Source organism: Streptomyces albus subsp. chlorinus, assembly GCF_013302895.1.
Classification (GTDB): Bacteria; Actinomycetota; Actinomycetes; order Streptomycetales; family Streptomycetaceae; genus Streptomyces; species Streptomyces chlorinus.
Genome location: NZ_VJOK01000001.1, coordinates 7,437,086 through 7,450,853, shown reverse-complemented (window position 1 = coordinate 7,450,853; position 13,768 = coordinate 7,437,086). Strand labels below are relative to the sequence as shown.

12 protein-coding genes are annotated in these 13,768 nt (G+C 69.9%); 3 read left to right on the top strand and 9 right to left on the bottom strand.

What is annotated here, in order from left to right:
- Positions 1-14 precede the first annotated feature (14 nt).
- Entirely contained in the window at positions 15-587 is a 573-nt protein-coding gene (locus FM076_RS32275) for a TetR/AcrR family transcriptional regulator (RefSeq protein ID WP_428815125.1), read from the top strand.
- A 405-nt stretch (positions 588-992) separates the two neighbouring features.
- Here the strand turns inward: FM076_RS32275 and FM076_RS32270 are convergent, their stop codons facing one another.
- A complete protein-coding gene (locus FM076_RS32270; protein ID WP_173874355.1) occupies positions 993-1,931 on the bottom strand; it encodes an alpha/beta fold hydrolase in 939 nt (312 codons plus the stop codon).
- 216 nt (positions 1,932-2,147) lie between these two features.
- Here FM076_RS32270 and FM076_RS32265 point away from each other — a divergent pair, with 216 nt between their 5' ends.
- A complete protein-coding gene (locus FM076_RS32265; RefSeq protein WP_173874354.1) occupies positions 2,148-2,732 on the top strand; it encodes a TetR family transcriptional regulator in 585 nt (194 codons plus the stop codon).
- A gap of 240 nt (positions 2,733-2,972) precedes the next feature.
- Here the strand turns inward: FM076_RS32265 and FM076_RS32260 are convergent, their stop codons facing one another.
- Positions 2,973-3,947, bottom strand: coding sequence for a phosphate ABC transporter substrate-binding protein PstS family protein (locus FM076_RS32260; protein ID WP_173874353.1), 975 nt, complete (start codon positions 3,945-3,947; stop codon positions 2,973-2,975).
- A 144-nt stretch (positions 3,948-4,091) separates the two neighbouring features.
- Here FM076_RS32260 and FM076_RS32255 point away from each other — a divergent pair, with 144 nt between their 5' ends.
- Positions 4,092-4,292 (top strand): hypothetical protein, encoded by a 201-nt coding sequence (locus FM076_RS32255; protein WP_173874352.1) that lies wholly within the window; start codon positions 4,092-4,094, stop codon positions 4,290-4,292.
- A gap of 85 nt (positions 4,293-4,377) precedes the next feature.
- On the opposite strand, the gene FM076_RS32250 is transcribed toward FM076_RS32255, so the two are convergent.
- The 7 genes from FM076_RS32250 to FM076_RS32220 all read right to left on the bottom strand — a co-directional run bounded on the left by FM076_RS32250 (position 4,378) and on the right by FM076_RS32220 (position 13,504).
- Positions 4,378-4,968 (bottom strand): GTP-binding protein, encoded by a 591-nt coding sequence (locus FM076_RS32250; RefSeq protein WP_173874351.1) that lies wholly within the window; start codon positions 4,966-4,968, stop codon positions 4,378-4,380.
- A complete protein-coding gene (locus FM076_RS32245) occupies positions 4,955-5,326 on the bottom strand; it encodes a DUF742 domain-containing protein (RefSeq protein ID WP_173874350.1) in 372 nt (123 codons plus the stop codon). The genes FM076_RS32250 and FM076_RS32245 overlap by 14 nt, the downstream gene beginning before the upstream one ends.
- Positions 5,326-5,727: a roadblock/LC7 domain-containing protein gene (locus tag FM076_RS32240; protein WP_173874349.1), complete on the bottom strand. Its 402-nt coding sequence runs from the start codon at positions 5,725-5,727 to the stop codon at positions 5,326-5,328. The genes FM076_RS32245 and FM076_RS32240 overlap by 1 nt, the downstream gene beginning before the upstream one ends.
- Positions 5,724-7,979, bottom strand: coding sequence for a sensor histidine kinase (locus FM076_RS32235; protein WP_274598964.1), 2,256 nt, complete (start codon positions 7,977-7,979; stop codon positions 5,724-5,726). Before FM076_RS32235 ends, FM076_RS32240 begins: the two co-directional genes overlap by 4 nt.
- A gap of 792 nt (positions 7,980-8,771) precedes the next feature.
- Positions 8,772-9,326 carry an NUDIX hydrolase gene (locus FM076_RS32230; protein ID WP_345945374.1) on the bottom strand — a complete coding sequence of 185 codons (555 nt, stop codon included), beginning with the start codon at positions 9,324-9,326 and terminating at the stop codon, positions 8,772-8,774.
- 369 nt (positions 9,327-9,695) lie between these two features.
- Positions 9,696-11,972, bottom strand: a complete 2,277-nt coding sequence (locus FM076_RS32225) for an ArnT family glycosyltransferase (RefSeq protein WP_173874348.1) — start codon at positions 11,970-11,972, stop codon at positions 9,696-9,698.
- On the bottom strand, positions 11,969-13,504 hold the full coding sequence (locus FM076_RS32220) for a glycosyltransferase (protein ID WP_428815123.1): 1,536 nt from the start codon (positions 13,502-13,504) through the stop codon (positions 11,969-11,971). The genes FM076_RS32225 and FM076_RS32220 overlap by 4 nt, the downstream gene beginning before the upstream one ends.
- Positions 13,505-13,768 lie beyond the last annotated feature (264 nt).

Below are 13,768 nucleotides of genomic sequence, written 5' to 3'. Positions count from 1 at the left end.
CGTATGCTCGGTCCATGAGCAGTCCCGATGCCGGCCACCGGCCGTCGACAGTCGCCGGTACCGACCGCCGGACCATGGTTCTGGACTCCGCCATGGTCACGTTCGCGCGCTTCGGTTACCGGAAGACCTCGATGGAGGAGGTGGCGCGGGCGGCGCACATCTCCCGGCCCGGGCTCTACTTCCTCTTCTCCTCGAAGGAGACTCTGTTCCGTGCCGCGGTCGCCCAGGCCCTGGAGCGGGACATCACAGCGGTCGAACATGTCCTGGCCGACACCGGCCGTCCCCTTCCACAGCGCCTCGTCGAAGCGTTCGACCAGTGGGCGGGCCGCTACATCGGCCCGCTGACGCGCGATGTCTCGGCGATCATCGAGGACAACCCCGACCTCCTCGGAGAGATCGCCGAGACCGCGCCGCGACGTTTCGAGGAACTGATCACAGAAGCGATCGCCGTCGAGTCAGGACGAGAGGCTGCCCCCCTTGTCGCACAGACGATGATCAGCGCATCGATCGGCCTCAAGCATCAGGCCGCATCACGGGAGTTCTACCTCGAACGGCTGAAGGTCGCCATCGAACTCCTGGTGCGCTGAAGACGCTTACCGAAGCCGCGGGAGAGAGCCCGGCCGAACAACCAGGTCCGCCCGCCCGGCCAGATCTGGCACCGGTCCCCCGCCACTCGACGATGCTCCGGCACCCCCCGGAACGTACGCCAACCCGGCACGTTTCCATCCCTGTTCGGTCCGCTGCAACTCATCGATCCACAGGAAAGATGAGACAGGCGATCGGCTCATCTCGCCGGCTGAGAACGCATCAGTCCTGCCCGGCGCCCCCGGCCGACGCGCAGCCGAGTGGGCACCCGATCCCCCCATCTCGGTGTCGCCGCCCGCCCCGCTGCCGTCCCATGTTCCTCCACCCGGCCAGGAGGTGGTCGTCGGACTTGGTCGTCCGAGTTTCGGGCGGCCATGGACGGGGCGGTCGGGCGAGTTCGAGGGGCGTCAGTCGTCGGCGGCGATGAAGTCCGTTACCGCGGCGGCGACGGCTTCGGGCTGCTCGTCGGGGATGAAGTGTCCGGCGTCGGGCACGATGACGCGGGTGGTGTTGTCGGCCCATGGGCCGATGGAGGCGGCCATGTCCGGAATGGAACCGTGACTGCTGGAGATTCCGAGGACGGGCACGCTCAGGTGCCGCGACTCGAGCGCTTCGCGGTTCTTGCGCGCAGACTCGGCGGCGTCCCGGTAGTACGCGAGGGAAGCGCGCAGGCCGCCCTCGGCGGCGACGGACGCCGCGTAGTGGTCGACTTCGGCGTCGTCGAACGTGTCGGGAGACAGAGTCTTCACCTTCAGGAACCAGTCGACGTACTCGCGTTCACGGCCGGCAAGCAGCGTCTCGGGCAGGTCGGGCACGAGGTGGAACGCGAAATGCCACGTCTTCCACGCTCGATCCGGATCGGTGGGGATCGCCTCCGGGAGAGTGATACCGGGAATCCCGGCGTCGAGCAGAGCGAGCCGGCGCAGGTGGTTCTCGAAGTTGAGGGCGAGGGAGAAAGCGACCCAGGCACCGATGTCGTGGGCGACCAGGGAGTACGTCGACACTCCGAGGGCCTTCACGGCGGCCTGGACGTGCGCGGCGACCGTGTGCGTGTCGTAGCTGCGCTCCGGACGCTCGGAGTGGCCCTGACCAGGCAGATCAATCGCGATGACGTGGAATTGGTGGGCGAGGCCGGGCATCACCTTTCGCCAGGCCCACCAGGTTTGCGGGAACCCGGCGAGCAGGACGACGGCCGGGGCGCCCGGCCGTCCGCCTTCGACGGCGTGGAGGCGGACGCCGTCCGCGTCGACCCAGCGGTGGGTGAAACCGGCCAGATGCTGTAGGGGCAGGTCACGGACGGGGTTGCTTTCGAAGGCATGCGGAGTGCTGGTTGCGGGGCCGGTCACAGGGGTCCTCCGTCGGTGTCAGGTGTGCGGTTGGGACGGTGTGGCTGACGGCGGCTGGGGCCACGAGCTGTGTGTTTCTCGTGCGGTCACGAAAAGTGCGCGGTATGCCCGGCCTGACCACGCTTGAAGGCTAACACATCTTGAACCGAGCAGTTCAAGATAGAATGGTGCGCGACACAGCCCCAACCATCGACGCATCGGCAAGGAAGTGGCCGCGTGGCAGGCAAGAAGCAGTTCGACATGGACACGGCGCTCGACGCCGCGATGATCCAGTTCTGGCGCGACGGCTACGCCGACACCTCATTGGACGATTTGTCCCGGGCAACCGGCCTGAACCGCAGTTCCATCTACTCCTCCCTCGGCGACAAGGACACGCTCTTTTTGCGCTGCCTGGACCTCTACGCCGCGCGCTACGGGGCGAAGTACGACGCCGCCCTGTCGTGTGCGGCCTCGGAACCCGTTGCCGCTGTTCGTGGGTTCTTCGAGGTCACCCTCGAGCGCATAGCCGATCCCGGACTACCTGATGGATGCCTGATCGCCCAGTCGGCCATGGCAATTCCAGTACTGAGCCCGAAGGTCGCTGCGCACGCCAAGCAGGCGCTCGGCTCCCAGCGCGCGCGCCTGCGCGCCGCACTGAAGGCCGGCCGACTCACCGACCAGGACGCCGAGGCTTTCGCCGTTCACGCGGCGGCTGTGAACCAGTCGCTCGCCGTCATGAGCAGGGCCGGGGCGAGCCCGGCGCAGCTCACGGCCATCGTGGACGTGACCGTTGACGCGCTGTCGCAGGCGTTGCACGCATAACGACGTCCGATACGACCGTGGGACCTGCGGCTCGGCACACACGGTGATCGCGTGAGTTCGTGGTGTGTGCGGCGGCTATGCCGATAGGCTCGGGTCTGGTGACTCCGCCGCCGATCGGGCCAGGCCAGAGGCACGCGAGGTCCGGGCCGGGTCAGCCCGGCGCCGACCGCAAGGTACGCCCGCGCCTCGCAGAGGCGGCCCGCGCCTCGCGGAGGCGGCCCGCGCCTCGCGGAGGCGGAATCACCCGGCCGCTGCCTTGAGTCTCTTGAGGTCCGACTTGAGCTTGCGTGCCTGCGCGGAGTCGAGCGGGACGAACCGGGTGCTCGCCGTGATGTTGGCGTGGTGCTCGACGAAGTACTCCACGAAGTCCTCCACCTCCGGCCGCTTCAGCGCTTTCGTGGTGGAGTAGATGAACAGGGGCCGGGACAGCGGCTTGTACGTGCCGTCCTGCACGCTTGTGACGCTGGGGACGACGCAACCGTCCCCGGCGTCGATCATGAGGGATTTGAGGTTGCTCTCGTTCTCCTCGGAGTAGGAGAAGCCGAAGTAGCCCATCCCTCCCCGGGAACCGGCGACGCCCCGAACCGTGTCGTTGTCGTCCGCGGTCGGCCTGTAGTCGGTGCGGGAGGCGCCCTCTTCGCCGTTGATGGCCCTGGTGAAGTAGTCGAATGTGCCCGAGTCCCTGTCGGGGCCGAAAAGGACCAGGGGCTCGTCGGGAAAGCGCGGGTCGACCTGGTGCCAGTTCGTGATGTCGGAGCCCGGTTCCCAGATCCGCTTCAGCTGCTCGGTCGAGAGGCAGTCCACCCAGTGCGCGTTCTTGTTGACCACGACGGTCAGGGCGTCATTGGCGAGCGACAGCTTTTCGTACCTGACGCCCTTCTTCTCACATGCCGCCTTCTCCGTCTCCTTGATCACCCGTGAGGCGTCGGTGATGTCCGTGGCGCCCGCGCAGAACTTCTTGAAGCCTCCACCGGTGCCGGAGGTTTTGACGGTTACCCGGACGCCGGGCTGCTTGTCGGCGTAGAACTGCGCGGCGGCCGTGGCCAGCGGGGCGACGGTGCTGGAACCGTCCACCCTCACCCTGCCCGTGAGTCTCTCCTCCCCAGCCGACTCCCGCCAGAAATGAGTGATCCCGCACGCGCTCAAAGCGAAGAAGGCGACAAGGGCCAGTACGATGACGTTGAAGAGCGCTCTCGGCCTCGTGGATGCGTTCACGTTCCCCGGTCCTTGGCATCGGGCCCACTGCGTACGGCTGGCATTGAGAACGAGCCTGCAACGGCTCCCGTTCAGCAATCCGATGGAAGAGCGGCCGAACGAATTCCAGGTGCACGGAGTGCGGCTTCGGAGTGAACCGCGAACATGAACACATCGACGCCCCCGCCGGGCCGGGGCATCAGCGTCCTCGCGGCCGCGGCAACCCGCATCTCCCGGTACTGCGGCGCGACAGGAGCGGCGTTCTTCCTGGTAGGGCTGGGGCTCCTCCCTGCCGCGGTCTTCGAGGGAGCCTCGTTGGAAGAGTGCGAACGGGATCCGAGCGACTCCAGCACCTCCTGTCCCTGAAGCGTGTGGCAGAGGCTGCGGATCCAGGACGATGATGGCCTTCAGCCGCACACGAGGACCCGTGCATGTGCGGCCCTCTTCCGGGTCAGCCGGATGCCACGACGTCCGCTCGGGCGATGAGCATGTCCAGCAGCGAGAGCAGCGCACCGCGCACGTCGTCCCGGGAGCGGGCGTCGAGCAGGAGGACGGGTGTCTCCGGGTCGACCAGATGAAGCGCCGCCCGGATCTCTTCGACGGTGTACGGCTGTTCTCCGTGGAAACAGTTCGCACCGACCACGAAGGGAAGTCCCCGGTTCTCGAAGAAGTCGACAGCCGGGAAGCTGCGGTCGAGGCGTCGTGTGTCGACCAGCACGATCGCCCCGAGTGCCCCGTTCAGCAGGTCGTCCCACATGAACCAGAAGCGCTCCTGGCCCGGTGTGCCGAACAGGTAGAGGACGACCTGTGCGTCGGTGAGGGTGATGCGGCCGAAGTCCATCGCGACGGTGGTGACCGCCTTGGACTCGATGCCGTCGAGGTCGTCGACGCCGACGCCCGCGCTCGTCAGCCGCTCCTCGGTCCGCAACGGCTCGATCTCGGAGACCGTCTCGACCAGGGTCGTCTTGCCGACGCCGAATCCCCCAGCGATGAGGATCTTGACGGGACGAACTTCCTGGGCAGGGGTGTCATATCCGGGCAAGGTTGTCCCTGATTCTCATGAGCAGGTGGACGTTGGTGGTCTCGGTCTCCTTCAGGGGCGGCCGGTGTGTGATCAGCCCCCGGTCCGCGAGTTCACCGAGAAGAAGCGTCGTCGGAGTGAGGCGCATGTGCATGCGCGCCGCGATCTCGGCGACCGCCAGGCCGCCCGGTGGCGGACACATGGCGAGGACGGCCTGCCACTCGGTGGGCAGACCGGCGTGACCGTCGGCGACGGCCACCGCCGTGATCGTGGTCTCCATGGTGAGGACGGTGCGGGCAGCCTCCGTACGGCCATCGGTCAGCGCGTACAACCGCGTCCGGCGGCTGCCGCCCTGTCGCGGCTCGGGCTCGTCCGCCATTACGACGGCTGCGTCCCGCCGCGCTCAGGCGTGCTCAGCCACTCACCGAGCGCCTGGGCGGTCCGCACGGCTTCCCCACCCAGCTCACCGAGCCGCGCCTTGCGGGAGGTCACCACGATGAGCGTGCTGCCCTCCCCGCATCCGACGATGCAGAGGTAACTGTTATCCAGCTCCACCAGCTGGCGGATCACCCGGCCGCCGTCGATCTCCCTGGACAGCGCCTTCATGGTGGCCGCGATGCCGGAGGCCGCGGCGGCTATGCGCTCCGCCCGGTCCCGTTCCAGCTGGTACGAGCTGAGTTTGATCCCGTCGTTGGACAGGAGGACGGCTCCTTGGACACCTGCGATCCTGCTCAGGTTGTTGTCCAGGACGCTGTAGATCATGTCGTTCGTTGTCGTCATGGCTGATCCTGTCGGAGCTCTTCTTCCACTGTCTGGGTGCCGTGTTCGTAGTCCGCCCAGGCGTCAGCCACCTCTTCCGGCGTCGCCGCGTCCTGCCCGGTGGCGGTTTCCGCTGTGCGTGGCGCGCGGAGCTGCTTGGCGATGTGGGCCTGCGGTACCCGCTCGGGGAGGGCGGGCTTCGCCTGTCGGTCCGGTGCCGCGGAAGGGGCCGGAGGCTCACTCGCCGGCCGTCCGGGCGAGCTTCCGGGCTTCCGACGGCTGGGCAGCCCGCTCTTCGTACGCACGATGGGACCGGGCGGGCTTTCGCCTTCGCCTTCGCCTTCGTTTTCGCTTTCGCCTGCGCCTTCCCCGTTGCCCTCGTTCCCGCCGTCGTCCTGGCGTCCGCCCGTGGGCTCGTCCTGGGATTTACCCCTGGGTTCGTCCTCGGGCTTGTCCCGGGGCCCGCCCCCGGGACCGACGAGAAGGCCCGGTGCCGGGGCGGACGGCTCCGACGCACGAGAGGTTTCCGTTCCCGCCCGGGCCGATTCGGTCGGAACCAGCAGATTCTCGGGAAGGATGACCACGGCCGACGTCCCCCCGTATACCGAGCGGCGCAGCGTCACCGTCGCGCCGAGCTGTTCGGCGAGGTGGCCGACCACGAAGAGACCGAGCCGGTGCGCGTTCTCGGCCAGGACGGAATACGGCGGGGCCGAGCGCAGGCGTGCGTTCATCTCCTCGTAGGTCGCGGCGGTCACCCGGGGGCCACGGTCCTCGATCTCGACCAGCAACCCGTCTGACACGAGTTCGCCACGTACGACCACCTTCGACTGCGGCGGCGAGAACCGCGTGGCGTTGTCGAGGAGTTCCGCCAGGAGGTGGCTGATCTCGCTGACCACCCGCGGTTCCACGCTGATCTCGTCCAGGGCCTGACGCTCGATCCGCCGGAAGTCCTCGACCTCCGCCGCGGCTTCGCGCAGCAGGTCGGCGACGCGCATGGGCTCGGTGTGCGGATCAGGGATCTCGCCGCCCGCCAGGATGAGCAGGTTCTCGATCTGCCGCCGCATACCCACCGTCAGCTGGTCGGACCGCATCAACCCGGCGAGAAGCTCTTCGTCGTGGCCGAAGGCGTCCTGAAGTTCGTCGGTGAGTGCCAGCTGACGGCTGACCAGGTTCCCGGTGCGCGAGGCTATGCCGGCGGCGAACACACCGAAGCCATGGCGCTCGGCCGCGAGCTGCGCATGCCCGTCGACGGAGACCGAGACGACCCGGGCGAACGCGTCGCTGATACGTCCGACCTCGTCCTGGTCCCCGCTGACCGCCGGCAGGGCGTCGTCATCGACCGGCTGGCCACGCCGGAGCCGGGCCACGACACCCGGCAGCGTGTCCTCGGCGATGGCCACCGTACGCCGGTGCAGACGGTTCAGGCGGCGGAGCACGGAGCGCGTGGTGAACACGATGACGGCCGCGACGGCCAGCAGGGCTCCGCCGTTTCCGACGATCAGCCAGGCGACCTGCGTCTCCAGTTTCGCGGCCTTGGCGTCGGCCCGTGCGATGACGTCGCGCGCCTGCTTCACGTTGAGGGCGTCAAGGCGCCCCACGAACTGTTGGTGCGCGGCCTGCCAGGCGCGGACCTCCCTCGGCAGCCTGACGCCGGACCCGAGGTTCCGGTGGTCGGAGATGACCGCGTTCTCGATGCGCTCCTTGGTCTTCCAGCCGTCGGAGCCGATGATCCGCTGGTAGGCCGCTCTGTCCTCGGCCGCGAGATACGGCTCGACCCACTCGGAGTACTGATACCGCTGCGATCCGACCGAGTTGACGAATTCGGTGAACCCCGAGGAACTCAGCCGCCTGGACGGCCCGGCCGACACGAGCAGGGCGGTCTCCCGGGACACCATCTCGGACACCGAGAACATCGTGACGACCACGCCGCTCGCCTGGATGAAATCAGCGTCCTGTGCGTGGCTGAACTCGTCCTGGTACACGTGGATCATGTGGTCGATCAGGCCGGAGTAGTAGCTGATCGTCCGTTCCGCGCCTCCCCTGCGGGTGTCCGCACGCTCGCGGTACGCGGCCAGGTCCGCGAGGTTGTGCTTCAGCTTCGCGATGTGACGCCCGGTCTCGGGCCGCTCCGCCGGGGCTCTGTCCGCCGACCGGAGCAGTTCGTCCACGGCCCGGTCCGTGGCCAGGCGCTTGCCGCGCAGTTCCTCCGCGGACACGGAGCCGCCCGCCCACCGTGCGGCGGTCGCCGTCCGCTCGGCCTGCACCTGGACCATCAGTCTGGACAGGGGCACGCCGACCCGCTCGCCGACCGCCACGTCGGAGCGCAGGTGCTCCGACTGGTCCAGCAACGTCCGTACGGTCATGCCCACTTGGGCGCTCATCGCCAGAATGGGGACGATTGCCAGCCAAATAAGCAGGGTGCGCAGGCGCACGGTACGGCGCCTGCGTGTCGTCGACCGCCCTCGCGGGCCGTCGGTTTCCATGGGAGCCATCAGTCCTCGGGGAGCGGTGGAACGGCGGGTACAGCTCGAAACTGCCGAGAACAGACGCAGTCCTGGGTGGGGGCGCAGGACTGGGGGAAAGTCCGGTTCCGGCTTCGGCAGGGCGTGGGGGGTGTCGATGATAACCAGCCATGCCGAAGAAGCGGAGGGGTGACGTGAATTGACAGTGTGTGGTATTGCGACGGGGAAGTTGCCCGCCGGAGCCCGGACCGAAACCCCACCGAGATGTGCGGCCCCCGGTCGCCCGCGCATGACAAGGACCCTACCGGCGGTCGGCCACCGCCCTCAGCTCTCAACAGCCGCGCCAGCCGACTCGGCAATCCGGTCTCGATACGCACAACTGCCCGTCAGCAACTTCGAAACACGCCCACCGACCTCACTGAATTTTCACACCGCCCCACCGCGGCACCTCATCGTCCCGGGTTGCGGAGAGCGGAACGGCTTGTGCCCAGCGTCACCCCGTACGGCGTGCGGCTCGTCGGCTGGGGCCTTTGGCGTTCCCCGACCGGAGAGGACCACAACCACTTCCCTCGCGGGGTCCGTTGTGCATGAAGAGGCCGACGGTTACGCCGCTGCGTCGAGCAACCGAGCCGCGCGGTCCAGAGTGACCCGTAGATTGTCCTCGTTCGTCGTCTGCCGGGCCTCGTCGAACGAAAGCCAGCGCAAGGGCGCCGAGGGCGTCTCCGGGCGCGCTGCCTCTGGCGTTTCGGAGGCGAGGACGAATCTGAGGTCGGCGTGCTCGTGCGCCGGCTCCGCGCCTGCCGCGGGTACGGGAACGATGACGAGGTGCGCGAGTGCGTCGTCCGGCCAAGGGGTGAGATCAGTGAGCCCGGTCTCCTCCCGCCCCTCGCGCAGGGCCACGTGCAAAGGCACCGTCTCACCGGGGTCCGCGTGGCCGCCGATCTGGAGCCACGACTGCTGACGCGCGTGCCAGCGCAGCAGTACCCGCCGGGTAGGCGGGTGCACGATGACGGCTGACGCCGTGCAGTGCAGAGGGGTTGACCGGCGCCATGGATCGTCCGAGGTCAACAGCGCCCTGGCACGCGCGAGATCACCGGCCTCCGTCTCGTCCCGGGCTCGGTATGTGTTCAGCACTCCGGTGAGAGAGTTCGCTGTCACGGGCGCTGCCCCTCTTCTTCTCGCACACCCTTTGTGGCCCCTTCGCGGCGGCGTGATCGTTGCTCACCGTAGTCCCGTGCCTGGTGATCGGCAACGCCCTCGCATCGTCGACGATCGGCCGCAAGCCGCGCGGGCGGCAACGCGGAGGGCTACCCGGGCACGGGGACGCGTCGAGTACGCCTTCGCCCACGGGAAGCAACAAGATCTTCCGGAGGGGTGAGCGCGAACGGCAGTCGGCGCGCCGCCGCCCGCCCCACGTTCGGCTTCCTGCCGATGGGCAGCGGCGCGGCGACGGCACGCCGACGGGGTGGACCGGTCCGGACCGGGGCCACGTGCGAAACCCCCGCCTTCCCCCCGGAACGATCAGGGCTACTTGGGACTGGTCAGGTCGTAGAAGACCGCTTCGCCGACGGTGACCTTTTTGAAGTGCTTCTGTACCCACGAGCCGATGTCAGATGCGGTACCCGAGCCGCCGGGCCCGCCACCTGGGCCTCGGCCGGAGCCGCCTGAGGTGCCGATGAAATAGTGGATCTTCCTTTCCTTCACGTACTTCTTGAAGTCCGCGAGCGTGGGAAACGGATCGCTCCCGTTGAAGCCGCCGAGCGCCATCACCGGCTTCCCGGTGGCGAGTTGGTAGCTCGCGGCGTTCTGGGAGCCGACCGCGGCCGCCACCCAGGTGTACCGTTCCGCGTTCTTGTCCAGCAGCTTCACCGCCTTGGTACCGACTTCGCTGCCGTGGAGGAGGCCGCCCAAACCGCCACGGCCCATGCCGCCACGGCCGGGAGAGGCGTTCCCGTTGGCGGACTTCGCCTTTCCCCTCCCCTGTCCCTGGTCCTCGGGCCGGCCTGCCCCCTGCCCGTGGCCCTGCCCCTGGGCGTTGCCCTGGGGAGGTCCGCCCGGACCAGGGGTGCCGCCGGGCATGCCGCCCTGGCCCTGGTCCGGAGGGTGACGCTGCTGGTTCCTGCCCGTGTTGCCCTCGCCCGTGGCGGTGGTGCCGTTGGCGCCCGGGGCGCCTTGCGGGGGCTGCGGACCGCCGGCCCCGCCCGGACCACCACCGGGACCGCCGCCGGGACCGCCCCGCGCGGTGGAGGGACCCGCCGTGATGATGGAGCCGCTGTGCGGAGTGGCGACCGTGTTCAGGGTGTACGCCACCTCTCCCGCGGTCATCGCCACGAGGCACAGTCCCGCCGCCAGCCAGGACACCTGCCGAGGACGGGCCGTCCGACGGGGCGAGGTTGCCCGGCGGGAGATCCGCGTCTCCGCGAGCAGCGCTGTCGCGGCGACGACGCCCACCGCGAGCACCGTCCAGCGCAGCCACGGCAGCCAGCCGTCGGTACGGCCGAGGAGCACCGCGGACCAGACCGCCGTGCCGGCCACCGTCGTCGCCAGTGCCGCCGAGGCAGCCGGGTGAGCGCGGCGCCGCCACAGGACGGTCCAGCCCATCGCGACGAGGGCACAGATGTAGGGCGCCAGGGCGACGGTGTAGTACTCGTGGAAGATCCCGGCCATGAAGCTGAAGGTGGCCGCGGTCATCAGCAGCGCACCGCCCCAGGCCAGGAACGCCGCGCGCGTCGCGTCCGTGCGCGCGGCACGCCGCGTCACGGCCAGCCCTGTCGCCAGCAGGACCAGCGCGGCGGGCAGCAGCCAGGCGATCTGGCCGCCCATGGAGTCGGTGAAGAGCCGGCCGAGGCCCGTCCGGCCCCAGCCACCGCCTCCCCCGCCGCCGGGGCCGCTCCCACCGGGGCCGCCACCCTGGCCGCCACCGCCGACGCTGCCCGTCTCGTCTCCGGTGAGCCGGCCGAGGCCGTTGTAGCCGAGGGTCAGCTCCAGAAAGCTGTTGTGCTGCGAGCCGCCCACGTACGGGCGGGAGGCGGCGGGCCACAGTTCGACCAGCGCGACGTACCAGCCGCAGCTGACCACCATGGCCAGCCCGGAGAGCAGGAGCTGTCCCAGGCGGCGCAGCGGGCGGGTGGGAGCGCACACCAGGTACACAAGGGCCAGCGGCGGGAGGATCAGCCACGCCTGGAGCGTCTTGGTGAGGAAGCCGAGGCCGAAGCAGACCCCGGCCAGCACCAGCCACGTGGTGCGAGCCTCCTCCAGCGCGCGCAGGACGCAGGCGATGGCCGAGACCATCAGCAGGCACAGCAACGCGTCCGGGTTGTTGAAGCGGAACATCAGGGCCGCGACCGGCGTCAGGGCCAACAGCGCCCCGGCCAGCAGGCCCGCACCGTGCCGGAAGCGCCGCCGCACCGCCGAGTACAGTACCGCCACCGTGCCCACACCCATCAGGGCCTGCGGAACGAGGATCTGCCAGGAGCCGAGCCCGAAGAGGCGTACGGACAGTGCCATCGGCCACAGCGCAGCCGGGGGCTTGTCGACGGTGATGGCGTTTCCGGCGTCGAGCGAGCCGAAGAGCATCGCCTTCCAGCTGGTGCCGCCCGCCTGGGCGGCGGCCGAGTAGAAGGAGTTGGCGTACCCGGAGGCGCCGAGGCCCCACAGGAAGAGCGCGGCGGTGGCCGCCAGCAGGGCCCAGTAGGCGGCTCGTTCCCGGGATGAGAGCGGCCCGGCCGCCCTGGACGGCGGCCCGTCTTCCCAAGCGGTCTTGCCTGGAGGGAGCGGGTGCGCGGAGGCGAGGGTGGTGGTCATGCGCGGGTCCGTTCGTCGTGAGCGGCCGGGGCGGAGACCCGGTCGGCGTCGGCAGCGGCTGTGGGAACCGGGGTGGCCGTGGGCGTGCCAGTGGGCGCGGTCTCGGGGGCGGGCTCGGACACGTCCGTGGCCGGGTACGGAGTGCCCGTGGCCGAGTACGGGGAGGTGCCCGCGGCCGGGTGCGCGGAGGGCGACGGCTGGGACGCGCGTGCCGGCCGCACCGCCCCGGAGTGGAAGACCCAGGTGCGGAAGAGGAGGAAGCGCACCACGGTCGCGGCGAGGTTGGCGACCACAAGGACGGCGAGTTCGCTGCCGTGCGAGGCGCTCGCGTCGGCGGCGTCCAGCGCGGCCAGCGAGCCGCTGGTCAGCGCCAGCCCGACGGCGAACACCACGAGGCCCTGCGCCTGGTGCCGTACCACGCGGTTCCGGCCCCGTACGCCGAAGGTGAGCCGGCGGTTGGCGGCGGTGTTGGCGAGGGCGGACAGCAGCAGCGCCGACGCGTTCGCCACCTGGGGCGCCGCGCCGGTGCGCAGCAGCGAGTACAGCGCGAGATACAGCAGCGTACTCACCGCCCCGACGGCGCAGAAGCCCAGGAGCTGACGGGCGAGCCCGCCGGGCACACCGGCCAGTCCGCGGTCGCGCGGATCGTCGCCGAAGGGGCGGCGCAGCCGTGCCAGGGGCAGCGCCCCGGTGGCCAGCGCACGCCCGACGCGCCATACGCCCTTGAGGTCGGCGACGGCGGTGGAGACCAGGTCCACGCGGCTGTCGGGGTCGTCCACCCAGTCCACCGGAACCTCGTGGATACGCAGCCCGGCGCGCTGGGCGAGGACCAGCAGTTCGGTGTCGAAGAACCAGCCGGTGTCCTCCACCAGCGGGAGCAGCCGCGCGGCGACCTCGCCCCGGATGGCCTTGAAGCCGCACTGCGCGTCCGAGAAGCGGGCGGCCAGCGACCCGCGCAGGATCAGGTTGTAGGCCCGCGAGACGACCTCGCGCTTGGCACCCCGGACGACCCGTGAGCCTCCCGCCAGCCGGGTGCCGATGGCCAGGTCGGAGTGGCCGGAGATGAGGGGGGCCACCAGCGGCAGCAGCGCGTTGAGGTCGGTGGACAAGTCGACGTCCATATAGGCGCGCACCGGCGCGTCGGAGGACCCCCACACGGCGCGCAGCGCCCGGCCCCGGCCCTTTTCCTCCAGCCGTACGGCCCGCACTTCGTCAAAGGCGCCGACGAGAGCCGCCGCCACCTCGGGGGTGCGGTCGACACTGGCGTTGTCGGCGATGGTGATGCGGAAGCCGTAGGGGAAGTTCCCGGTGAGGAAGGCGTGCAGGCGCCGGACACAGGCTTCGAGGCCGGCCTCTTCGTTGTAGACGGGGATGACTACGTCGAGCACTGTCCGGGAGGGCGGGAGGGCGGGCAGGTGGCGGCGGGCCGGCAGGGCGTCACCGTCGGGCAGCGCCCGCCCGGCGGGCTCCGCCACGGCGTGGAGAGTGCTGCTTGGACTTGGGCGCTCCGTGGGAGTGGTGTCGGTTCGCATGGCAGCGACACTCGCCAGTCGCGCTGTCAGCCCCTTGTGCTGAAGCTGTGCCCCGCCTGTGAGCTTCTTCCGGCGCCGCCGGGGGCCGTCGCACGCGGGGCCAGGCACTCGAACGCGTACGGGCATCCCTCGACCCCGGCTGGGTGTCCCTCGGCTCGTGTGGGCGTCCCTCGGACACCGGCAGGGCTCCCGTCAACACGCCCCCCCGACGCGAAGAAGTGTCCGTCTGCCACGGGCAGCTGACAGCCCGGTGCGGGCGACCAC

What these genes read in the sequence shown, in the direction of transcription:
- FM076_RS32275 (WP_428815125.1), top strand. Translation starts at nt 15, where the DNA reads ATGAGCAGTCCCGATGCCGGCCACCGGCCGTCGACAGTCGCCGGTACC.
- FM076_RS32255 (WP_173874352.1), top strand. Translation starts at nt 4,092, where the DNA reads ATGAACACATCGACGCCCCCGCCGGGCCGGGGCATCAGCGTCCTCGCG.
- FM076_RS32245 (WP_173874350.1), bottom strand. Translation starts at nt 5,326, where the DNA reads ATGGCGGACGAGCCCGAGCCGCGACAGGGCGGCAGCCGCCGGACGCGG.
- FM076_RS32240 (WP_173874349.1), bottom strand. Translation starts at nt 5,727, where the DNA reads ATGACGACAACGAACGACATGATCTACAGCGTCCTGGACAACAACCTG.
- FM076_RS32235 (WP_274598964.1), bottom strand. Translation starts at nt 7,979, where the DNA reads ATGGTCCAGGTGCAGGCCGAGCGGACGGCGACCGCCGCACGGTGGGCG.
- FM076_RS32225 (WP_173874348.1), bottom strand. Translation starts at nt 11,972, where the DNA reads ATGACCACCACCCTCGCCTCCGCGCACCCGCTCCCTCCAGGCAAGACC.
- FM076_RS32220 (WP_428815123.1), bottom strand. Translation starts at nt 13,504, where the DNA reads ATGCGAACCGACACCACTCCCACGGAGCGCCCAAGTCCAAGCAGCACT.